General features: G+C 64.6%; 19 protein-coding genes and 1 pseudogene. 12 read left to right on the top strand and 8 right to left on the bottom strand.

Annotated elements, in window-relative coordinates; all coding sequences use genetic code 11:
- Window positions 1-70: 70 nt before the first annotated feature.
- The 4 genes from D9V28_RS10935 to D9V28_RS10920 form a co-directional block, all read right to left on the bottom strand.
- Window positions 71-1,381, bottom strand: a complete 1,311-nt coding sequence (locus D9V28_RS10935; RefSeq protein ID WP_229728067.1) for an O-antigen ligase family protein — start codon at window positions 1,379-1,381, stop codon at window positions 71-73.
- Entirely contained in the window at window positions 1,378-2,751 is a 1,374-nt protein-coding gene (locus tag D9V28_RS10930) for an O-antigen ligase family protein (protein WP_121659786.1), read from the bottom strand. Before D9V28_RS10930 ends, D9V28_RS10935 begins: the two co-directional genes overlap by 4 nt.
- A 63-nt stretch (window positions 2,752-2,814) precedes the next feature.
- Entirely contained in the window at window positions 2,815-4,671 is a 1,857-nt protein-coding gene (locus D9V28_RS10925; protein WP_121659785.1) for a glycoside hydrolase family 2 protein, read from the bottom strand.
- A gap of 73 nt (window positions 4,672-4,744) precedes the next feature.
- Window positions 4,745-5,830, bottom strand: a complete 1,086-nt coding sequence (locus tag D9V28_RS10920; protein ID WP_121659784.1) for a LacI family DNA-binding transcriptional regulator — start codon at window positions 5,828-5,830, stop codon at window positions 4,745-4,747.
- Between the two features lie 226 nt (window positions 5,831-6,056).
- Between D9V28_RS10920 and D9V28_RS10915 the strand changes: the two genes are divergently transcribed.
- The 6 genes from D9V28_RS10915 (at window position 6,057) to D9V28_RS16325 (ending at window position 13,718) form a co-directional block, all read left to right on the top strand.
- Window positions 6,057-7,373 (top strand): ABC transporter substrate-binding protein, encoded by a 1,317-nt coding sequence (locus D9V28_RS10915; protein ID WP_121659783.1) that lies wholly within the window; start codon window positions 6,057-6,059, stop codon window positions 7,371-7,373.
- Window positions 7,366-8,343 (top strand): carbohydrate ABC transporter permease, encoded by a 978-nt coding sequence (locus D9V28_RS10910; protein WP_229728068.1) that lies wholly within the window; start codon window positions 7,366-7,368, stop codon window positions 8,341-8,343. The genes D9V28_RS10915 and D9V28_RS10910 overlap by 8 nt, the downstream gene beginning before the upstream one ends.
- Window positions 8,344-8,351: 8 nt before the next feature.
- Window positions 8,352-9,281 carry a carbohydrate ABC transporter permease gene (locus tag D9V28_RS10905; RefSeq protein WP_229728070.1) on the top strand — a complete coding sequence of 310 codons (930 nt, stop codon included), beginning with the start codon at window positions 8,352-8,354 and terminating at the stop codon, window positions 9,279-9,281.
- A 2-nt stretch (window positions 9,282-9,283) separates the two neighbouring features.
- Window positions 9,284-10,327, top strand: coding sequence for a glycoside hydrolase family 43 protein (locus D9V28_RS10900; protein WP_229728072.1), 1,044 nt, complete (start codon window positions 9,284-9,286; stop codon window positions 10,325-10,327).
- A gap of 34 nt (window positions 10,328-10,361) precedes the next feature.
- Window positions 10,362-12,497 carry a glycoside hydrolase family 43 protein gene (locus D9V28_RS10895; RefSeq protein WP_121659781.1) on the top strand — a complete coding sequence of 712 codons (2,136 nt, stop codon included), beginning with the start codon at window positions 10,362-10,364 and terminating at the stop codon, window positions 12,495-12,497.
- A gap of 72 nt (window positions 12,498-12,569) precedes the next feature.
- Window positions 12,570-13,718 (top strand): acyltransferase family protein, encoded by a 1,149-nt coding sequence (locus tag D9V28_RS16325; protein WP_121659780.1) that lies wholly within the window; start codon window positions 12,570-12,572, stop codon window positions 13,716-13,718.
- Between the two features lie 49 nt (window positions 13,719-13,767).
- Here D9V28_RS16325 and D9V28_RS16475 read toward each other — a convergent pair.
- Window positions 13,768-14,466 (bottom strand): annotated as a pseudogene (locus D9V28_RS16475) (glycosyltransferase); the annotation flags it as partial.
- Between the two features lie 939 nt (window positions 14,467-15,405).
- Between D9V28_RS16475 and D9V28_RS10880 the strand changes: the two are divergent.
- From D9V28_RS10880 to D9V28_RS10870, 3 genes are read left to right on the top strand one after another with little or no spacing between them, the layout of a single operon-like run.
- Window positions 15,406-15,606 carry a helix-turn-helix transcriptional regulator gene (locus D9V28_RS10880; RefSeq protein ID WP_121659778.1) on the top strand — a complete coding sequence of 67 codons (201 nt, stop codon included), beginning with the start codon at window positions 15,406-15,408 and terminating at the stop codon, window positions 15,604-15,606.
- Entirely contained in the window at window positions 15,603-16,805 is a 1,203-nt protein-coding gene (locus tag D9V28_RS10875) for a type II toxin-antitoxin system HipA family toxin (protein WP_121659777.1), read from the top strand. Before D9V28_RS10880 ends, D9V28_RS10875 begins: the two co-directional genes overlap by 4 nt.
- 12 nt (window positions 16,806-16,817) lie before the next feature.
- Window positions 16,818-17,009: a hypothetical protein gene (locus tag D9V28_RS10870; RefSeq protein WP_121659776.1), complete on the top strand. Its 192-nt coding sequence runs from the start codon at window positions 16,818-16,820 to the stop codon at window positions 17,007-17,009.
- 109 nt (window positions 17,010-17,118) lie between these two features.
- Here the strand turns inward: D9V28_RS10870 and D9V28_RS10865 are convergent, their stop codons facing one another.
- Entirely contained in the window at window positions 17,119-18,297 is a 1,179-nt protein-coding gene (locus D9V28_RS10865; protein WP_121659775.1) for an acyl-CoA dehydrogenase family protein, read from the bottom strand.
- Window positions 18,298-18,505: 208 nt separating this feature from the next.
- Between D9V28_RS10865 and manA the strand changes: the two genes are divergently transcribed.
- Window positions 18,506-19,699: a mannose-6-phosphate isomerase, class I gene (gene manA / locus D9V28_RS10860; RefSeq protein ID WP_121660107.1), complete on the top strand. Its 1,194-nt coding sequence runs from the start codon at window positions 18,506-18,508 to the stop codon at window positions 19,697-19,699.
- Here manA and D9V28_RS10855 read toward each other — a convergent pair.
- Together D9V28_RS10855 and D9V28_RS10850 are read right to left on the bottom strand one after the other, a co-directional pair.
- Entirely contained in the window at window positions 19,658-20,674 is a 1,017-nt protein-coding gene (locus D9V28_RS10855; protein WP_121659774.1) for a GlxA family transcriptional regulator, read from the bottom strand. The two genes, manA and D9V28_RS10855, sit on opposite strands and share 42 nt — an antisense overlap.
- Window positions 20,675-20,770: 96 nt before the next feature.
- Entirely contained in the window at window positions 20,771-21,235 is a 465-nt protein-coding gene (locus D9V28_RS10850; protein WP_121659773.1) for a hypothetical protein, read from the bottom strand.
- A 44-nt stretch (window positions 21,236-21,279) separates the two neighbouring features.
- Between D9V28_RS10850 and galE the strand changes: the two genes are divergently transcribed.
- Both galE and D9V28_RS10840 read left to right on the top strand, forming a co-directional pair.
- Window positions 21,280-22,239, top strand: a complete 960-nt coding sequence (gene galE / locus D9V28_RS10845; protein WP_121659772.1) for a UDP-glucose 4-epimerase GalE — start codon at window positions 21,280-21,282, stop codon at window positions 22,237-22,239.
- Between the two features lie 147 nt (window positions 22,240-22,386).
- A complete protein-coding gene (locus D9V28_RS10840) occupies window positions 22,387-22,704 on the top strand; it encodes a WhiB family transcriptional regulator (protein WP_121659771.1) in 318 nt (105 codons plus the stop codon).
- Window positions 22,705-22,792: the final 88 nt, after the last annotated feature.

The following is a 22,792-nucleotide window of genomic DNA, read 5'->3' as shown; positions in this document are numbered from 1 at the left end:
AAGTCTACCAACGGTGGTTTCGCTCACTCGAACGACCGCCTCCGCAGAGTCCGTGCTGAGCAGGCAAGCGTCACTCGGTCGGTACGGGGGAAACCGTACTGTTCCGCAACCGGGACCGCCAGCTCATGTTCTGAGACGCCTTCACGGAACAGACAACAAGGAGCAACCAGCCAGCTTCGACAAGGATGAAGCTTTCAGCGGTGCTGGTGGCGATCAGCGCGACCATAACCAGTGCCGGCCAGGTGTAGGTGACAGTTCGGCGGTTTGAGGCCAGCAGCCACGAGCGCACAAATGCCAAAACGATCAGAGCGAGAAAAGCACAGAGGCCGACAAGGCCGACCTGAAGGTAGACGTCGAGGAAAGCGTTGAGGCTCGTGTCATGCTCGCGGACAAGCGCATTATTGATGTAGCTGTAGGGCGCCACGTCCTGCCAGAACCCTGTCCAGCCCCAACCCTCGAGGTCATGAACGGGGACAAGCTTCCAAGCCTGGGACCAGAGCAAGTAACGGTACTCAAATTCGCTTCCCGCGTTTAGCAGGGCGAGCACGCGCGACCGTGACAGGTAAGTGATGTAGAGCCCGATGAGGGTCAACCCGGCTAGCGCCCACTGGAGGGTGCGCCGGGTTTCCTTCGGCGCCTGGCGGAGTCCGTACAGGGCGAGGGCCGCCAGACCGAGAGCCATAGCGACGAGGGCTGTGACCGGGGACTGGCTTAGGCCGAGGCAGGCGACGGCGATCGCGAGGGAGTAGATCAGTGTGCCCCTGGTCACCGCGCGCGTTCGCCACTCGACCACGAACGTCACGAGTGCAATCAGCGCCATGAATCCGAGCATGTTGCGCGTGCCGAACACGCCCTGAATCGGCCCGCCCATGGCGATGTTTCCCTGTACGCCCATGAACGCGAAAGGCATGTCGAGGACGAGCCCGGAGAGTACTTCGATCGCGATCGACGCGGTCAGGAGCGCACGAAGCACGGAACCCACGGACCGCACAATTTGGATCATGTCCCTCGTGAGCGCGACCGTCAGACCCAGAAATGCAAAGGCGATCTGGTACAGCGAGCTGGCGAGGGTGACCCACTGGTGGTCCGTCCAGAACGTCGAAAGCAGGCACCACCCCACGAACGCGAAGATCGAGACCGGCAAAAGCCCGTGCCACTCGATTGTGTCCCACCTGGCGATCACGACCAGGATGGCGATCGGAACCAGAGCTGCTACGACGCCGACTAACCCGTTCCAGCCGAGCATCGACCGAATCAACGGTGTGGCAAAGGCCACTCCGAAGATGGTCAGGCTCAGGGCTGCTGCGGCGTGAGCGCTGGCCAGCCCTCGAATCAGCGTGGCGATGGCAGGGTGATGCGGGAACGGGCGCGGAGAGGTCATCGGCCGGTTTCGACAGCGAGCTCGGGGGAGAGGGTGGGCTGCTTCACGGCATCCATCACCGGGTACTGCTTCGTCTTGAGCGCGAGGGCGACAACGAGTACCCAGCCCGATTCAATCAGGATGCGGCTCTCGGCGACGGACTGCACGACGAGCACCACCGCCAGGAGGATCGGCAACAATGACAGCACTGTGTACGGACGGTCGTCACGGAGGTCGAAACGAGGGCGGTCGACCGCGGCGAACCAGCTGCGCCACAACATAGACACGACGACCGCAGCGAACAGGACCACTCCGATCACGCCGAGCTGGAACCAGACATCGAGCCAGGCATTGTGAGCGTGCAACTGCAGCACTCCACGACGGACGATGAGGTCATCGAACGGTTCGACCCACGGAATCCACGGGCTTGAGTAGCCCCAACCAAACCAGGGGCGTTGCTGCGCGAGGGTGATGACCTCCTCCCAGATGCCGAGACGGCCGGTCAGGTCGGGGCTCTTGCCGAAAAGCGCGAGGAAGATGTTGTTGAAGACCGTGACAAACAAGACGCCGACGCCAGCAAGTGCTCCGAGCCCGAAATATACGGCGGTGCGGCCCCTCGCCGTCGTGCTTCTTCGAATGAGAACCGCAGCCCCCAGCACTATGGCTGCGGCCACCGCGGCGATAATCATTGTGCTCGAGCGCGTCAGCCCAAAAATCACAACCGCGAGAGCGAGCCATGCAATTCCCCAGCTGCGGCGCACACTGCCGGCCGTGAGCTGCAGGCCAAAGATGACGATGCCGAACAGTGCGATGACGGCCAGCAGGTTCGAATTGCCCAAGATCCCCTGGATGCGCCCGCCCTCGAGAAGTAGATTGCGCGACCACATCGCGAGCAGCGGCGGCTTCTCGTCGCCGAAGTCAACAAAGAGCGGCAGCACAGGGGAGCGGACAATGAATGCGACCCAGAGCTCGAACAGGATCGACAAACCGAGCACCCATTTGAGCGCGATGGCAAGAACCCGCACGACCTCTGACCAGGTGAGCACGAGCGCAAGATAAATCCCAACGATTGTCGTCAGGGTGGTGCCAAGGAGCGTGAACAGCGAGGCCCCGGTGTACGCAGACCACGCCGTTGAGAGCACCGCGAAGCCCAGAAAACCGATCAACGCCTTCGGTAGCCGTGACCTGTCGATCGCCGGCTTGACCCGAATGATTCCCACCACGCACGCCAGCGCAACGAAAATCGCCAGCGCCGCGAAGCCCCAGATGGTGATCAAATTACGGATGCCGTCACCCGCGAATGCGACGAACATCGCGAGCGCGCCGATTCCTACCACCCAGAGACGCTCGGTCGAGAGCGCAACGGGCGGCAGCACCGGGGATGTCGTCATGGATTACAGGTTATCGCCTGCAACTCCGGGCCCACCCCGCTTGAGGCGGCGAGCCTCCGGCCACTACGCCGCCGGGCCGGATCGAGTGATCACCCGACGCAAGGTGGCCATGTCGGCCTTGGGCGTTCGGTCGTCCGCCAACAGACCGTTTGTCTCCTGCAGAGTGTCGACCAGTTGGGTGTAGCAGAAGCCGGCGAGTGCCGAACTCTCGGCGAGGGCACCGAGCACAGCGTCGAGGCGGTCGACGAAGTCGTCCGAGCTCGTAGCCGTTGAGTATCCCCACGCGTCGTCTGGAACCTGCTTCGATGCATAGGAAATGCCGCCGAACTCGGTCACCATGACGGGTCGTTCGCCGATCTCCTGGCCAGCCAGGAGCATCCGTCGCCCCGCAGGGCCGATTCCTCCAAGCAGCGCCTCGCAGGCATCCTTGTCGCGATATCGGTCGCCGAGGACCTCGCCTGACCACTCGTAGTCGTGGATGCTCAGGATGTCGGAGTCGACGTGCTCCCAGCCGTCGTTCGAGACCACGGGGCGTGAGGGGTCGAGCGCACGGGTGAGCGACACGAGCGACTGGGCGTACGCCCGCATGCGCGAGTCGTGCGCGATGTGCTGCACTCCCCAGCTCTCGTTGAGGGGCACCCACGTAACGATGGACGGATGCGACAGGTCACGTTCGATGACGGCGGTCCATTCGGCGCTCATGCGCGTGATCGCGCGCGGACTGAACTCGAAGGTGCCGGGGGTCTCTGCCCAGACGAGGAGACCGAGGACGTCGGCCCAGAACAGGAAGCGGGGGTCCTCGAACTTCTGGTGCACACGGGTGGCGTTGAAGCCAAGCTCCTTGATGAGCTCTGCCTCGCGCTTCAACGCTGCGGCGCTTGGCGCGGCGAGATGCGACTCGGGCCAATAGCCCTGGTTCAGCACGCTGCGGACGTAATAGGGGCGATCGTTCAGCAGGAAGTGCCCGCCAGCAACTGTCGCGGAACGCATCCCGAAATAGGAATAGACCTCGTCAGCAACCTGTGCCGATGCGGCATCTTCGAGCACGGTCACGCTGACGTCGAGGAGCCGCGGGTGTTCAGGCGACCAGAGCAACTCCTCGTAGGCCTGGCCGTTGGACTGCAGGGGCAGGTGCACGACGACGGTGGTGCCGATATCCCGCGCGGCGACGCTCACTGTTGCCAACTCGTCGCCCTCACACGAGACAGCCATCTTCAGGCGCACGTCGGTGGTCGGTCGGCGGTTGAGATCGACCCGGAGCGTGACTGTGCCTTCCGGGACGTTCGGGGTGGTGTGAAGGAGGGTCACGAAGGTGTCGGCGGTCGATTCCAACCACACAGGCTGCCAGATTCCCGACGTGCGGTGGTACCAGATGGAGTGCGGCTCGAGGCGCCAGTCCTGCTTGCCCCGCGGTTGCGAAACATCGAGCGGGTCGTCCTCAGCGCGCACCACGAGAAGTTGGGTGGCACTCGAGGAATCGAGAGCGTCGGTCACATCGAAGGAGAACGGGGTGTGTCCGCCCTCGTGCGCTCCAAGGTGCACACCGTTGAGCCAGACCTGGGCGCGGTAGTCGACCGCACCGAAGTGCAGGTGCAGGCGTCGGTCGCCAGCTGAGAATCCGGTTGCCGCAAGCTCGTCGGCGGTGAGCTCGCGGGAGTACCAGACGACCGGGTGGAACGACGGGTCGTGGATACCGGACGCTTCCGATTCGAATGGGAAGGGAACCACAATCTCCCGGTCGAACGCCGGCGCGTCGAACCAGTGCTTGGCAAGGCCCTCGTTTGCGTCATCGAACGCGAACGACCAGGTTCCGCTGAGGTCGGCCCAGTTCGGTCGCAGAAGCTGCGGTCGAGGGTAGGTGCCGTCTTGGCGGCTGGCTCGGAGTACCTCGTCGTCGAGGCGGGCGTGACTGCTGCTCATGCACACATCATGCCGTCAATTTACGGCGCTGTAAACCTGCGAGACATGGAACGTCCTCGGTCCACGGACGGACCTAGGCGGATATCGCGTGTGCCGACCCGGCGTGCACGGAAGCCAACTCCCCGCCGGGTGCGTCCGTCGACGCCAGTGCGGGTGCGCTCTCTCGCAGGACCAGATCGAAGTCGACCACCCGGTGCCGCCCAATGCCGTCGAAACCGGCGATGCGCTCGGCGAGCATGTCGAGCGCCACGCGCGCCAGGGCCTGCGTGTTAGGCGCGACCGACGACAGGCTCGGAAAAGTGGTGGCGGCAAACGCGATGTTGTCCCAGCCGATGACGGCGACGTCGTCCGGAATGCTGATGTCGCGTTCGTGCAGCGCGCGGAGTGCGCCGATCGCGGCCAGGTCGTCACGGCAAACCAGCCCGTCGAATCGAACGCCGCGGTCGAGTGCTGCCCCGACGGCGATGGCCGCGTCCTGTGACGTGATGGCTCCCGTCGAGATGAGAAGGTCGTGGTCAACCGGAAGCCCGTGCCGCTCGAGTCCCTCCTGGTAACCCATGATGCGTTGGCGGGACGTCGAGGACATTCCCGACCGTTCGTGGCCAACGAAAGCGACGCGCTCGCGCCCGAGTGCAGCTAGGTGTTCCGTGGCGGCCGTAGCCGCCGCGACGTTGTCGACCATCACACGATCCACGCTAAGCGGAGCGGGTCCTTCGCCGAGAAGAACCATTGGCAGATCACCGTGGCGCTCGGCGATCTCGCGCGATGACATCCGGGATGGCTGCAGCAGCATGCCGTCGACGAGTCCGGCCTCGCTCGCCGAGAGCACAGCGCGTTCGCCCTCGATTGTGCCTTCGGTTTCTTCGAGCAGCAGCCGATAACCGGGTCCTGTTGCGGCAGCGGCCTTCGAGATGACGTTGGCCAGTTCGGAGAAGTAGGGCAGGCGCACGTCGGCGAAGGCCAGAGCGATCAGGCCGGTGCGGCCGGTGGCGAGGCGGCGTCCGATCGCGTTCGGCCGATAGCCGAGCTCATCGATGGCGCGCTGCACCCGTTCCCTCATGGCTGCCGAAACATTCGGGTGGGAATGAACCACGTTGGAGACGGTCTTCATCGACACGCCAGCGTGTTCAGCCACATCCTGCAGGCGAACTCCCGCCATGGTTCCTCCTGGATATTCGGTGCGGCAATGAGCCACGCCCGTGTTGCGTCCGTCTGCAAATTGCGAGTCTGAGACATCGGCGGAAACCAGATTACCGCTCCGGCCGGATTTCGGGTCCTTGACTGCGCACTTCCAGCGCTGTAAATTCACTCAACACACCCTTCGTTTCCGACGGGTGTAACCCTGCGCACCGCCCCTTGGGCGAAAAACTCAAAGAGGAGTAGTTATGAAGAAGGGATTCGCCCGCAAGACTCTTGCGGCGACACTGGCGCTCGGCGTCGGTTTGGCCCTCACAGCTTGTGGGTCGTCCGGTAGCACCGGAGGAGGCGCGACCGTCACCGGCGAGGACTATGACGGTCCGAAGGTCGAGATCAGTTTCTGGAACGGTTGGACCGGCGGCGCCGCTCCCGTCCTGGTCCCGAAGCTCATCGAGAAGTTCAACAGCGAACACGACAACATCGTCGTCAAGAACGTTCCCCAGGAGTGGGGCGACATCTCGAAGAAGCTTCCTCTCGCGGTCAAGGCGGGCAAGGGCCCAGACGTCGCAGTCGCACACGGCGACGACATTGCAACCTACGCGGCCCAGGGCCTGCTCCTTGAAGCGGACGACATCGTCGACGCCCTCGGTTACAGCGCCGATGACTTCCCCGAAGGGCTCATGGAGGCAGGAAGTTATGCCGACAACCAGTACGGAATTCCGTGGAGCGTCACACCACTCGGCCTGTACATCAACAACGACGTCCTGAAGGCGGCCGGTCTTGACCCCGCAGTCGTTCCCACGGACAAGGACAGCTACATGAAGGCGCTCGACGCGCTCAAGACCGCGGGCATCCAGGGTGAATGGGTCGACGGATACGTCTTCACCGGAACATTCGAGTTCGAGTCCCTACTCTGGCAGTTCGGTGGCGACCTCTACAACGAGGACGTTTCCAAGGCGACGTTCAACTCGGATGCTGGCGTCCAGGCGCTCACGCACATGACCGACCTGATCAAGAACGGCTACAGCCCGGCGAACGTCGCCCAGGATGGCAACATCAAGGGACTGCTCGCAGGAAAGACAGCCTTCAACTGGAACGGAATCTGGCAGACCACCAACGAGGGCTTCAGCTCCATCGACTGGACCGCAGTACCCGTTCCTCAGATCGGCACCGAGAAGGCCGTCTGGTCCAGCTCGACACACTGGATGTTCCTGAACAACAAGGGCCAGGACGAGAACAAGACGGCGGCATCAGCAACCTTCGTCAAGTGGATGAACGCCAACTCAGCCGGATGGGCCGAAACCGGTGAGCTCCCCGCCGCAAACGAGATACGCAACGACCCGTCACTTGTTCAGACGTATCCCAGGCTCGAGCCGTTCCTCGAACAACTCGAGTACGCGCACTTCGAGACGAGCGCTCCCGGAATCACCGCCGCGAACGCGTTCATCACGACAGCGCTGAACGAAGCGGTCACCGGCAAGAAGGACCCGAAACAGGCCCTGGACGACGCCGCCAAGAAAGCGGACGAAGTCCTCAAGCAGAACAAGACCAAGTACGGTGACTAATTCCAGCATCGCGGCCGGGCCTAACCCGGCCGCGCCAGCGGTAGCGGTACCGCCGTCGTCCCGACGTTCACGCGTCGGGGCGACGGGGGTGCCGCGCCGCACTGGCACGGCCTACCTGTTCCTCGCGCCATTCCTCGCCCTCTTCGCGGTGTTCGTGATCACGCCTGCCGTCTTCGGCCTGATCATCAGCGTCACCGACTGGAGCCCGTTCAAGGTCGAACAGACCTTCATCGGGCTGCAGAACTACATCGACCTCTTCACCCCGGGCTCGATCACCTACGGCGACTTCTGGCAGAGCATGGGCGCCACTGGCATCTTCACCCTCCTGAGCGTGCCGGTGATGCTCGTCATTCCGCTGCTGCTCGCCGTCCTGCTGAACAACAAGATCAAGGGCGGCACGGCATTCCGCGCTATCTTCTTCGCGCCATACGTGCTCGGCGTCGCCGTCATCGGCGTGATCTGGCGGTACATCCTCGACACCCAGTCCGGAATGCTCAACAACCTGCTCGGGCTGATCGGTCTGCCGACAGACATCCCGTGGACCGTCGACGTACCGTGGGCCTGGGTCTCACTCGTCGGCGTGACCGTTTGGTGGACGCTCGGCTTCAACGCCGTAATCCTCCTCGCCGGCCTGAAGGGCATCAGCGCGGATCTCTATGAGGCCGCATCGCTCGACGGTGCCGGTGCGATCCGCAAGTTCTTCAGCGTGACACTGCCTGGGCTCCGACCGGTGATGCTGTTCGTCACGACGACAACGATCCTCGCCTCGGCGAACATGTTTGGCCAGTCCTTCCTGCTCACCAAGGGCGGGCCTGGCAACGCAACCCGAACGGCGATCATGTACATCTCCGACCAGGGTCTCGGCCAAAGCAACATGGGTGCCGCCTCAGCGATGAGCTACATCCTGTTCGCGTTCCTGGCGATCATCAGTGTGATCAACTTCCGTCTACAGCGCGAGCGCGCGGAGTAAGGGCCACGATGACTACTTCGACTCCCACCCGCCCGCAGGACGGCAATTCGTCCGCCGGTGGTAACAATAAGCGAATGGATGCCTCCGGTCGCGTCCCCAAACAACGTCGCCTTCGCCCACGCACGGTCAGCGGCGTGCTGCTCTACGTCGTGCTCGTCGTGGTGTCGCTCATCATCATCCTCCCTCTCGTCTGGGTGTTCATCACCTCGTTCAAGACGGATGGCGACGTCATCACGAACCCGTACGGCATCTTCCCGAATCCGTTCTCGACCGAGGCGTACGCCACCCTGTCGTCCGGGCAACAGCCGATTTTCCGATGGTTGCTCAACAGCTTCCTGGCGGCCACGCTCCAGACGATCATCATTCTGGTGACAGCTGCCTCGGCGGCATACGCTCTGGCTCGCCTGGAGTTCTGGGGCAAAAAACTTGTCTTCGGGCTCATCATCTCGACGCTGCTTGTGCCGCCGGTCATCTTCCTCATCCCCAACTACCTCATCGTGCAGAACCTCGGCTGGCTCGACACCATCTGGGCCATCTCGATTCCCGGTGCTGCGAGTGCCTTCGGGGTCTTCTTCCTGCGCCAGTTCTTCGTTGGACTGCCCATGGAAATTGAGGAAGCGGCTCGCATCGACGGTGCAGGTGACCTGCGAATCTTCCTGCAGATCATCGTTCCGCTGTCGAAGCCGGCGTTGTCCACTCTCGCCGTGCTGAGCTTCCTGGCCAACTGGAATGACTTCCTCTGGCCGATCTACGTGCTGCTCAGCCCCGAGAACCTCACCCTGCAGCCCGGGTTGTCCCAACTGCAGGGCGCATACTCGACCCACTTCTCGATAGTCATGGCCGGCGCCGTGATTGCGTCAGTCCCAGTACTGATCCTGTTCGCCATCGCGCAGCGGCAGATCGTCGAAAGTGTCGCATCGTCTGGTGTGAAGGGGTGATATTGCCGCTCGAATGGCTCCGCGGCGCGAGCTCGACTCGCTTCGCGGAGCCGCGTGGCAACGCCGGTCGGCACCTATTGGCTGCCGTCGCCGTGGTTCTCACTGGAACGCTCGTGCTCAGCGGATGCTCAACCGGCGACACCAGTGACGGCGAAACCTCGGAAGCGGCGTCACCCGCCGCCTTCGTCATCGCCCAGCATTTCCCCGACCCCGACGTGCTGAAGATCGGCGACACCTACTACGCATACGCGACAAACAGCCTCACCGCGAACGTGCAGTTCGCAACGTCCGACGACCTCGAGACCTGGGAAATTGCCGACGAGGACGCATTCCCCGAACTCCCCGCCTGGGCGGAGGAGGGTCGCACCTGGGCGCCAGACGTCGCCGAACTCGCCGACGGCCGGTTCGCCCTGTACTTCACCGCCCAGGACGCCGCGTCGAGCAAACAGTGCATTGGTGCTGCCACGGCTGACGCCCCCATTGGCCCGTTCGTGGCGACAAGTGACACGCCGCTGATCTGCCCACTCGACGAGGGCGGCGCCATCGATGCGGCGAGCTTCACCGACGCCGACGGTTCTCGCTACCTCGTCTGGAAAAACGACGGCAACTGCTGCGCACTCGACACCTGGTTGCAGTTGTCGCCGCTCGGGCCGGACGGTGTGTCCCTCGCGGGGGAGCCCGTGCGGTTGCTCTCGCAAACCGAAGAGTGGGAGGGCTCGCTCATCGAAGCGCCCGTGATTGTCACCCACGACGACAGCTACGTCCTGTTCTACTCGGCGAACGACTACGGCGGTTATTCCTACGCCACCGGCTACGCCACTGCCCCAGCACTCACCGGTCCGTACACCAAGGCCGACGGGCCGCTCCTGACCAGCGCGCTGACCGACGAGGCCTACATCGGCCCAGGTGGCCAGGACATCATTTCGGGGCCGGACGGATCCGACCGAATCGTCTTTCACTCCTGGGACCCCGCGATCGCGTATCGCGGCATGAACGTTCTACCGCTCAGCTGGGACGACAGCACACCCGTCGTGAAACTCCCGTAATACCGCCCGACTCGCCCCTCAACGTGGAGGAACAATGAGAAAACTGCCCCTGGCCGCCGGATTCGCTGCTGCCGCACTGATGTTCGGCTTGATCCCGGCCAGCGCGGCCGGCGCCGCAGCCCCGACCGTGCGTCCGGAAGCGGCGCTCGCCGCAGCGGTTGCCACGGGCAGCTACACCAATCCGCTCACCCTCACACTGCCGGACGGGCGCACGGCCGAGCAATGCGCCGACCCCGACGTCATTCGGTCGGCTGACCCCGCCGATGAGGCCTGGTACCTGTTCTGCACCCGGGACGCGCTTGACGCCGATGAAACCAACCCCGACGGGTCGTTGCGTTTTTACAGCATCCCCACCTACCGCTCGACCGACCTGGTCACCTGGGCATTCGTGGCCGAAGCGCTGCCGCAAAAGCCAGCGTGGATCGGGGCCGGTGACATGTGGGCCCCCGACGTCGTCTACCTGAACGGTCAATACCACCTCTACTACACGGCAACTGAGACAACCGCCCCAGGCGGCGGTTCCGCCATCGGCGTCGCAACGGCCGACACTCCGGCCGGGCCATGGACCGACGCCGGCGCACCCGTCGTTGAACCGATGGCCCCGCCAGGGAGCACCGATCCCAACGCGCGCCGCTGGGTCTTCGACCCCGAGGTGATCACAGCCGACGGCCAGAACTACCTCTACTTCGGCAGCTACTTCGGCGGACTCTCGGTGCGCGAGCTGAGCGCCGACGGCCTCAGCACCGACCCGGCCAGCCAGATCGAGGTGTCGATCTCGAACCGCTACGAGGGAACCAACGTCGTCGAGCACGACGGCTACTTCTACCTCCTCGGCTCGGCAACAAACTGCTGCGCCGGGCCACTCACCGGATACGGGGTGTTCGCCGGTCGTTCGACCAGTCCCACTGGCCCGTTCGTCGATCGCACAGGGACCTCGCTTCTCGCCGGCCGGGTCGGCGGAACGCCCGTGCTGCACCAGAACGGCAACCGCTGGATCGGAACCGGACACAACTCGATGGTGACCGACCTGGCCGGCACACAGTGGATCGTCTACCACGCCGTCGACCGGAACGACCCATATATGGTCGAGGGGGAGACCTACACGAAACGGCCGGTGCTGATGGATCGGATCGACTGGGTTGACGGTTGGCCAACGGTGCGCGGTGGACGAGGCCCATCGGATACGCCTCAGCCAGCGCCGGTGACACAGCCGGGGGAAACGGCAGCCCCGGCATCCCCGCCCGTGACCCAGCCGCAGCCAGGCGACCCGATCGCAGCGCTCTCAGACGAGTTCGACGGGGATGCGCTCTCGCCGCAGTGGACGTGGATCCGAGAACCGGATGCGTCGACGTACGGGATTGAGGACGGCCAGTTCCGATTCGACACCCAGGGCGCTGACCTCAGTCCGGACCCCGGCGCGGCCGGGCTCCTCACCGAGCAGGCACCGGAAGGCGACTACGTCGTGGAGACGCGACTCTCAGTTTCGGTTCCTGCAGAAGGTTGCTGCCAGAACTTCGTGCAGGGCGGCATCGTGCTGTACACCGATGACGGCAACTTCATTAAGCACGCCGTCTCCTCGATCTGGGAGACCCGCCAGACCGAGTTCGCGAAACGACAGGATCCGGTGCCCGCCGGATACCCGGCGTACGGCAACGGCGTCGGCGGTCCGGTCGGCGAGGACACCTACCTGCGCATCGTTCGCCAGCACAGCGACACCGAGAACCTGTACACCGGATACACAAGCCTCGACGGCGAAACCTGGGACGAGTCCGGAACCTGGACAACCCCGCTCGGCGTCGCACCGCGCATCGGGCTGGTCTCGATGGCCGGCGCAGGATTCACCAGCACGTTCGACTACGTGCGCGTCTCGAGCCTCGCGGTCGCGCCACCCGTGCCAACAGACCCGCCCGTCGAACCGACAACGCCCGCGGTGCCACCTGTGCCGACGCCTGGAACGACCGCTGCACCCGGAGTGACCGGCGGGTCGCCATCTACAGACCCCGCTGCCACCGAACAGGGCCGGACCCGCAGCACCCTCTCGCAGTCGGGCGTCGACAACACGGGCATTCTCGTAATCGGCGGGATCGCGGCAGCACTCGTGTTGGCCGGACTCGTGCTTCTGCTGGTTCGGCGCCGAAATGCCACCCGCCCTGGCAGGAAGCAGGACTGACCCGCCGCTGCACCTAGCGAGCCGATTGGCAACCCCGCGAACTCCCAGCCAACTCCGCATAGCGTGGAGGAAATGGGGAAGGCAACAGGGGAAACCGAACGCATGCACGCCCTCGACGGTGTGCGCGGCGTCGCAGCGGTGGTGGTACTGCTCTACCACCTGACACTGATGGCACGACCGCGGCTCGAAGAGACCGCCGGCCTGTGGGAGTGGATCACCCAGTCCCCGCTTCGCCCGCTCACCGCCGGCAGCGAAGCCGTTCTCGTTTTCTTCGTGCTCAGCGGCCTCGTCGTGTCGATCCCGGCACTCTCGTCGAGCTTCGACTGGCTTCGGTATTACCCCAGCCGACTTATCCGCCTGTACCTGCCTGTGGTCGGCGCCGTGCTCTTCGCGGTCGCCCTCATCGTTTTCGTGCCTCGGCTACCCGGCGCTATCACACCGGACAGCTGGCTGGCCGACCGCGTCGCGTCGAGCGTCTCGCTCAGCCAGGTGATCGACGAGTCCTCCCTCCTCCCGCAGACCTACACGATCGTGAACGTGCTCTGGTCGCTGCGCTGGGAGGTGATCTTCTCCGTCCTCCTGCCGGTGTTCGTCGTCGTCGGGCTCGCTGTGCGCCGTCGCCGGGCGCTCGCCGCCGTGGTCTCGATCGCACTCATGGTGCTCGGCCGCGTGATCGACGTCGACGCGCTCGTGTACCTTCCGACATTCTTCCTCGGCACCCTGATCGCCGTCAGCCTCCCCGAACTCCGTGCCTGGACGGATCGACGCAACCGACGCGGCAGTGGGCTGCTCTGGGGAACGCTTGCCGTGGCATCCGTTGGTCTTCTCATCGCCAGTTGGCTGGCTCGGCCGATCGCGCCGGCCGGATCCGACCTCAGCGCCGCACTCTGGGGTCTCGCCGGAGCCGGTGCGGCAGGACTGATCGTCGTGGCGATCGGGTCACCATTAGCGAAACGGATGCTGTCAGCTCGCTTGCCGCTCTGGCTTGGCCGCGTCTCGTTTAGCCTCTATCTCGTGCACGTGCCGGTGTTGGCCAGCGTCGCGTTTGTTATCGGCGACGGCCGGTGGTGGCTGGTTGCGGCGATTTCGATCCCCGCCAGTTTCGCCATCGCCTGGCTATTCCACGTCGCAGTCGAAACACCAGCGCATCGACTGGCGCGGCGGGCGGGAAGCCGCGTCGCTTCGCGGCACGATCGAGTTCCAGAGCCCATCGCTTCGTGACCGCCTCGTCGGAGTAGGCCGCGGCGGTGCGGACGGCGTTGCGCCGCATTGCATCGACTCGAGCGGCCGGCAGGTTTGCCAGGCGCTCGATCGCTGCTGCGAGTGCTTTGACGTCGCCAGGCGGCACGAGGAAGCCGTTTTTCCCGTCCCGGATGATGTCGGCAGGCCCATAGGGGATGTCGTATGCGATGGGAAGGCAGCCTGCAGCCATCGCCTCGACCAGCACGAGCGGGAAACCCTCGCTTCGTGAGCTGAGGAGAAGGAAGGAGCTCTCGGCAAGGTGAGAACTGGCATCCGGATCGTATCCGCGCAGCGTGACTCCGTGGCCCGCTTTGGTGATGGCAGCCGCGACCCGTGATCGCTCAGGGCCGTCGCCGAAAATGTCGAGGGTGACGGGGGAGCCGGCCGTCCGCGCCGCAGCGATGGCGCGCACGGAGTGGTCGACCCGTTTGCGTTTCTCGAGCGCAGACAGCATGATGCCGGCGTGAACGTCGCGAGCGGGCGGCCGAGCCGACGCCCGGGGGACCGCTCGCCCGTTGGGGATCACCGCTGTGTTCGCGCGGTCGCCGAGCATTCGCCGTGCCTCCGACCGTTGGCGCTCGGTGAGAAACACCAGTGCGTCGAACGATTCGGGCTCGGCGAAGACAGCGGCGCGTGAGGCGCGCACGGTCGTGCCGTTCGAACCCTGCAGGTGCGAGGCGTGAACCACGTGCAGGATCAGCACCTTCTTGCGTCGATAGCCGACCATGAACCGCGCGCTGGTCTTGCTGTCAACGATCATCGTCGCCGGTTTCTTGTCGCGCACCCGGTCGAGCCACCAGCGATACAGCGCCCAGGCGCCGTCCCACGCCTTCACCGGCTGGCCGGTCCGATCGCAGAGCACAATGCTGCGCCCGCCGATCGTGCCGCGCTGTCGAATGTCACGCCGGTCGATCACAGCGAGGGTGCCGTCCGCCCGATAGTGGTCGACCTGCAGTTCGGTGACGCCGTCGTCCGCGTACCGCGTGAGGCTCATGCGAACGCCGTCGCGCATTCCGGCGTGGTACGACCCGTTTGGGTCGAGCGGGGCGAGCGAGCCGACAATCTGTGAGAAGACGGATGCCTCCGCTCGCGCAAATTTTTCGGGCGTCGGGTGATCACGCAGCCAGTCCCACAGGTTGAGCAGCCGCATCCCGTCGATCATCCTGCCGGTGGAGCGCAGTCGGCGCTCGACCTCGGGGTAGTCGGGACGGGCGTCAAACGTCAGCACGTCGACGGAAACCCCGCCGAGCCGTACGAATGCCCGGGAGCGGTGCAGGAACGCGCCGGTCATCCCGCCGAAGGTGTCAGAGATTCCCCAGGTGACCACGAAGTGGCGGCCCTGGCGCAGGTGGATGCGTGACATTGTGAGCTCCCTCCCGTGGTGCGTGAAGGCGAAAGTGTGCCCGGTCGGCAACTGTACCCGGGAGCACGAGCGAGGAGCCCCGCCTTTACAGTGGTCCGCTGGCGGTGGTAAGCGACCGGGCTGGGCGCGAGAGTCGGGCCGGTCCGGTGAGCCATCGGCAATATGCTGCCGGTTTCCGGTGCGACCCTATTCTGCGCGTCCGAAAACCGGTCTATCGGCAAGATGTTGCCGAAAGAGGGCTATGTTAGGCGGCAGAGCGTTCACGGCGCCACAATCGGCAGGATATTACCGCTGAGGAGAAATATGGATAGCATCGCTGCTGTCGCGGCCAGCATTCGGGACGCCCGCAAGGAAGCGGGGCTGACCCAAGAGGAGTTGTCCGACCTGGCCGGAACGTCCGAGCGCACCATTCGGGCCATCGAAACAGGAGCCGGCAATCCATCGCTTCGAGCCGTTGCTAAGACAGCCGACGTCCTCGGGCTTCGATTGACCCTTACCCGATGACCAGACAGCCGCGGGAATTCAGACAGATTCGCGATGCCGACGTCTACAAGAACGGAACGTTGGCTGCACGCCTGTCGCGCACGGACGACGGCGGGGTGGCGTTCGCCTACACCGATTCCTACCTGAAGGGGGAGCATCGCCCCATCGCAATCTCGCTCCCTCCCTCGGCGCGAACAATTGAGACAAAAAACGGTGCGCTGCCCCCGTTCTTCTCTGGCCTGCTGCCCGAAGGCCATCGGCTCACCGTTCTGAAGAATGCCGCCAAGACGAGTGTCAACGACGAACTGACATTGCTTCTTATCGTCGGCGCTGACGTTCCCGGTGATGTTCAGATCGTTCCAGCGGGCGAGACACCGACTGAGCCGGACGCGTTGGCTGACACCTCACTGCCGGACGAGCTGGATTTCGTTGACCTCTCGGACGCGGTGGACTTGCACGGCGTGCCAGGCGTCCAGGACAAGGCGAGTGCATCCGTGCTGACAACGCCTCTGGCTCTTCGGGGGAAGAGGTACCTGCTCAAACTGGACCCGGCAGAATATCCGCACCTCGTCGCCAACGAGGCGGCTCACCTCGCGAGTGCGCAAAGGCTCAGAATTCCTGTGGCGACCAGCACCGTGATCCACGACCGACACGGCGGGGCCGGGCTTCTGGTCGAACGTTTCGATCGAGCCGTCGATCAGAGCGGCACTCTGCTTCGGCTCCCGCTGGAAGACGGCACCCAGGTCATGGGGCTTCCGCCGGCATCCAAATACCTCGTCACGGCGGAGGAGGTTGCCACTGCGCTTGCGCAGTACTGCGAGGCGCCTGTTCTGGCAAGGAGGAACATCTATCTGCAGTTTGTGTTTGCGTGGTTGACCGGAAACGGCGACCTGCATGCGAAGAACCTCTCGATTCTCGGCAATTCTCACGGCGGCTTCGTCGTCGCGCCCGTGTATGACGTGCCGTGCACGCTGCTGTACGGCGACGACACCCTCGCGCTCTCGGTCGCCGGAAAGACCAAAAACCTCACGGCGCGCCACTGGGCCGAATTTGCTGATTCCCTCGGCCTGCCGCCCAAAGCCGCAGCATCCGCTAACCGTATTGCGGTGGCCGCGGCGGCGTCTCTCGCTCTGGAGGATCTGCCATTCGCTGGTTCTCCACTGCGAGGAACGCAGAGGGAATTGCGATTTCGACGGGATGCGCTCACGCTCGAGCGGTGACATGCTCGGTGCATGAAACTTTCAACGACGATGTCGATGAAGGGCAACAACACGGGCATCGCGGTGCCCGAGGAGATCATCACGGCGCTCCGAGCAGGCAAGCGACCAGCCGTCACCGTCATCGTGAACGGCCTCGGCGGGCCCCCGAGCCTCCCAGTTGCGTGTGTGAGGGTGCCGAGCCGCTTTGAAGGACAACGCAGCTAAAAAAGGCCGCCCGCTTGACAGGAGATCGCACGATTTTCAGGACAGAATCTCACAAAGCGTCCTGATGAACGCACGATTGCCTGCTGAGCGGGCGACGGCATCCGCTTGGCTAGACGAACGCCGCCTTGCCGGTGATCGCGCGGCCCACGATGAGGGAGTTCATCTCACGTGTGCCCTCGTACGAGTACAGCGCCTCGGCGTCGGCGAAGAACCGGGCGACCTCGTAGTCGAGGACGATGCCGTTTCCGCCCATGGCCTCGCGGGCCCAACCGACGGTCTCGCGCATCTTCGCCGTGCAGAAGCCCTTAGCCAGAGCGGAATGCTCGTCGCGCTGGGTGCCCTCATCGGACATCTGCGACAACCGCACACACATGGCCATCGACGCCGTGATGTTGCCGAGGCACTTCGCGAGCAGATCCTGGATCAGCTGGTGCTCAGCGATCGGCTTGCCGAACTGCTCACGCTCCTTGGCATAGGCGACGGCGGCTTCGTATGCTCCAACGGAGACGCCGACGCTCGACCAGGCAACGGCCGCGCGGGTCAACCGCAGCACCTTGGCGGTGTCGCGGAACGAGTTCGCGTTGGCGAGCCTCATGCTCTCGGGCACGACGACATTCTCGAGAATGATGTCGGCGTTCTGCACCGGGCGCAGCGCGATCTTCCGTTCGATCTTCGTGGCCGAGTAGCCGGGGGAGTCGGTGCGGACGATAAAGCCCTTGACCTGTCCGTCCTCGGTGTCCTTGGCCCAGATGATGGTGATGTCGCTGAAGGTGGCGTTGCCGATCCAGCGTTTCGCCCCATTGAGCACCCAGCTGTCACCGTCGCGTGTGGCCGTCGTGCGGAGCCCGCGCGCGCTGTCGCTTCCGGACAACGGCTCGGTCAGACCGAACGCGCCGATCACCTCACCGCTCGCCATTTTCGGCAGCCACTCGTTCCGCTGCTCGACGGATCCACAGACACTGATCGAGCCCATCGCGAGGCCCTCCTGCACTCCGATGAACGTGGCCATCGACGCGTCCACCCGTGCCATTTCCATGGCGACGAGTCCGCGGAACACCGCCGAGTTCTCGAAAGGTGCGACTTCCTCGAATGCGTAACGCGCGACATCCGTTTCGAGGAATGAGGCGATCAGTTCGTGCGGAAACTCGGCCCGCTCCCAGAAGTCGTTGATGACAGGGCGAACCGAGGTCTCCATGTAGCTGCGCACGCGCATCAGGGCGTCTTGCTCCTGCGCGGTCAGCAGCGTCTCGAATCCATAGAAATCACTGGCGAGGGGTTCAAACGACATTCGTGCTCCGTTGCGTTGTGGTCGGCGGCGGGCTTCCCGGCCCGCAGTGCTTTGAAGCCTACGGATGCCGCGCAGGGCCACGCAATTGCTTGCCGTTTGGATCAAACCGAAACGGATGCTCCCTCTCGCTCCTTGTAGGGTGTCGATGAACGTTCGCCGCGTGCGTTTCGCATTCGCTGCTCCTGCCGTTCGGGAAAGGACCCGCTCGATGTTGATTCCGCTTGCCAATACTCCGCGCGACTACGCCTGGGGGTCGAAAACGGCCATCTCCGAGCTTCTCGGCACCGAGGCGTCTGGTGGACCTGAGGCGGAACTCTGGCTTGGCGCGCACCCGGGATCGCCCGCCCGCGTGCTGGAGCCCGAGCTGACCGGCGGGGCCGACACGCTGGCCGCGTGGGTCGAACGGGATCCGGCAGCGGCAGGGCTCACCGAACCACGGCTGCCGTTTCTGCTCAAGCTGCTCGCGGCCGACGCTCCGCTGTCGCTTCAGGCGCACCCGTCACCCGAGCAGGCGCTCGCCGGGTTCGACAGGGAGAACGCTGCCGGTATTCCGCTCGACGCCCCGAACCGCAACTACAAGGACGCGTTCCACAAGCCCGAACTCATCTTCGCGCTGAGCGACACCTTCGACGCGCTCTGCGGTTTCCGCCCGGTGGCCGCTGCCGCGGCCGACGTCGACGCGCTGCTCACCGTGCCGAACCTGGCTGCCGATGCCGTCGATGAGTTGCGCCAGTTCCGGTCCCGGCTTGACGGCCCTGACGCCGACGTGCTGCGCTCGGTGGTTGAACACCTGCTCACCGACGACGTGACCGCGCTGGTGTCCGCTGTGACCCACGCCGCGGCATCCGCCCCTGAGAACCCCGCGGTGAAAACGGTGCGGCTGCTCGCCGAGTTCTATCCGGGCGACCCTGGCATCGTGGTGTCGCTGCTCGTCAACAGTGTGACCCTCACGCGCGGCGAGGTGCTGTACCTGCCCGCGGGCAACATCCACGCCTATCTGCGCGGCTTCGGCGTCGAGCTCATGGCCGCGAGCGACAACGTGCTGCGCGGCGGACTCACACCCAAACATATCGATGTGCCCGAGCTGCTCAGCGTGCTCGACTTCACGCCGCTTCCCGTTCCGTACCTGACGCCGCGGCCAGCTGGTGCCGGTGCCGCGCTCTATGCGCCGGACGTGCCCGATTTCGAGCTGATCCACGTCGCCGGGCTGGGCAGCGAGCCGACGCTACTCGAGTTGCCAGGGCCCGCTATTGCGATCACCACCGAGGGGACTGTGACGCTCGCCGGAACATCCGCTCGCCGTGATCTGAACCGCGGCGACATCGTCTACGTCACCCCGGACGAAGGCCCGCTCACCGTGTCAGGCGCTGGTGAACTCTTCCTGGCGACCACCACCCTGTAGCTCGGCGAGCATCTCCTCGTCGCTGTCTGTGCAACTGAACGTGCGGCGGTAGGCGTTCGGCGTCGTGTGCAGCACCTTGAGGAAGTGGTGCCGCATCACGGCCGACGAACCGAATCCGCTCTCCGAGGCGATCTGCTCGAGCCCGTAGTCGGTGCGCTCGAGCAGGTGCTGGGCGCGGATGAGCCGTTGTCGGTTGAGCCAGGCCGCCGGGGTCGCTCCCATCTCGGCGCGGAACCGGCGCGCAAAGGTGCGCTCAGACATCAGCGCCTTCGCTGCAAGCACGTCGACCGTGAGGTCGTCGGCGAGGTTCGCGAGCATCCACTCGGTGACACCGGCGAACGAATCGCTCTGCCGCTCGGGCACCGGCGCCTGGATGAACTGCGCCTGACCGCCGTCGCGCTGCGGCGGAACAACCATCCGGCGCGCGATGACGTTGGCCGCCGCTGCGCCGAGCTCCTTGCGGACGAGGTGCAGGCACGCGTCGATACCGGCTGCGGTGCCGGCGCCGGTGATGACGCCGCGGTCCTCGACGAAGAGCACGTCGGGATCGACGTCGGTGAGCGGATATTCGCGAGCGAGCTGGTCGGTGTACATCCAGTGGGTGGTGCTGCGGCGTCCGTCGAGAATGCCGGCCTCGGCGAGGGCGAATGCGCCACTGCAGACGGAGAGCACCCAGGCGCCGCGGTCGACCGCGTCTCGGAGGAGCTGCGAGATGCGCGGGTCGGGTTTGCCGCCGGATACCGAGTACGCGGGGATGGCGATGAGGTCAGCGTCGGCTGCGCTCGACAGGTCGTCGTTCACCACGATGTCGAAACCGAGTTTGGTGCGAACCGGTCCGGGGTCTGCGGTGACAACACGAAAGTCGAATTCCGGCCCACCGGTGTCTGCGCGGTCGATGCCGAACACCTCGCAGATCACACCGAATTCGAATGGCGCCATATCGGGCAATGCGACTAGGGCAATTTTCTTCAACATACGGATGCTCCGCTCTGGCAGAAAAGTATCGAACGTTGGCAATTCTGCCACTGGTGGCAGAAAACGGCAATACCTAGATTTACTGCCATGATCGTTTTACTGCTTCTCGTCCTGGCCGCCGTTCTCTTCATGACCGCCGCCAGCGTGATCGCCCTCCGTCGCGACGGCTACCGTCGCGTATCCACCCGCAGTGCGGGTCCCATGGAAAAGTACCGTTTCCTCGTCTAGCTCCTCGTCTGTGCCGGCCCGGGTCGATTGTGACCCGGGCCGTTGCTTGCTCACTCGGGGTGCTGCCCGCGGTGCTCGCTCGGACTCAAATGGCTGAAGCACCTTTGCTCGGTCGAAGAGGGTCGTAGTTTTCGGAATCGGCCAGCCGTTCGCGACCGAGCAGGGGGTGACCAGCCGTTTGCGACCGAGCGGCGACACCACCAGCCGTTCGCGACCGAGCAGGGGAATCACCGGCCGAGCTGCCGCGGAAACAGCCGTCTGGAGCAAAGCCATGCGGGCGTGCGGGACGGACTCCGCGACGTCGCGAACTCGCTCCGGTTTCGCCAGTGCCATAGGCTCGTCGAGGATGCGGAAGCATCCCGCATCGAGGAGGAACTATGACCTGGCTGGTCACTGGCGGAGCTGGATACATCGGAGCGCACGTTGTTCGCGCATTCACCGAGCAGGGGATGGAAGTCGTCATCTACGACGACCTCTCGAGTGGCCACGAATCGTTTGTTCCCGCTGGCGTCCCGTTCGTTCGGGGGAGCATCCTCGATGGCGGTCACCTCGTCGACACTTTCCGCCGCTTCAACGTCACGGGCGTGGTGCACGTCGCCGGATTCAAGTACGCCGGTGTCTCCGTGCAGCGTCCGCTGCACACCTACGCCCAGAACGTCACCGGCACCCTGTCGCTGCTCGCCGCCATGGAAGAGGTTGGCGTGAGTCGGGTCGTCTTCTCCTCGAGCGCCGCCGTCTATGGCACGCCCGACACTGACCTCGTCACCGAGGCCACGGCCAAAAGCCCTGAGTCGCCCTACGGGGAGTCCAAGCTCATTGGCGAGTGGCTGCTGCACGACCAGGGTGTCGCCCAGGGTCTCGCTCACACCTCGCTGCGCTACTTCAACGTCGTCGGCTCCGGCTACCCGGACGTCTACGACACCAGCCCGCACAACCTCTTCCCGCTCGTGTTCGAGGCGCTGCTCGACGGCCGAACGCCCCGGATCAACGGCAACGACTACCCGACTGCAGACGGCACCTGCGTGCGCGACTACATCCACGTTGCTGACCTGGCCCTCTCTCACGTAGCCGCAGCCCGACGGCTCGACGCCGGCGAGCCGATCGAGCCCGTCTACAACCTGGGCTCCGGTGACGGTGTCTCGGTCGGCGAGATCATGACCGCCATGCGCGAGGTCACCGGAATCGAATTCGACCCGGAGGTCGCTCCGCGCCGTGCTGGGGACCCGGCACGGATCGTGGCATCAGGAGAGCTTGCGGCACGGGATCTCGACTGGACCATGCGCCACACGCTCACCGACATGGTGCAGAGTGCGTGGGACGCACGGTCGAAGGCTTGACCCGAGGCGCGACACGCCGGTAAACGCACGATGAACCCTCCATTGGGGGTTGAGGGTTTACTATCTGCGACTTGACGTACCCGAATTACACAGGTGTAATTATGTGTAGCGCCGCGTGGCGCACGGGTAACAAGTGGGGAGAGAGATATGGCGCCTGAATATCGCTCTGGTGTTCCCGAGGACTGGTTCGTCGATCCGGTACAACTCGGAGTACCAGGTGTCCGGAAGCCGGTCGAAGACGATAACCCGCTTGCGTGGCAGTCTGATTCTCTCTGTGCTCAGACGGACCCCGAAGCCTTCTTCCCCGAAAAGGGCGGCTCGACCCGCGATGCCAAGCGCATCTGCACGAGCTGCGAGGTTCGCTCGCAGTGCCTCGAGTACGCACTTGAGAACGATGAGCGGTTCGGCATCTGGGGTGGCCTTTCCGAGCGCGAGCGTCGCAAGCTCAAAAAGCGCGCCGTCTAACCTTCCTTCTGAGGGGGCCTCGTTTCCGCGAGGGCCATTGACACTCGTCGGATCTCCTGCTTCGAGGCGGACGAATCCGTGCCACGCC

The sequence above is a fragment of the Mycetocola zhadangensis genome (assembly GCF_003668565.1).
Taxonomy (GTDB): Bacteria; Actinomycetota; Actinomycetes; order Actinomycetales; family Microbacteriaceae; genus Mycetocola_A; species Mycetocola_A zhadangensis.
This window is presented reverse-complemented; position numbering and strand designations above follow the sequence as displayed.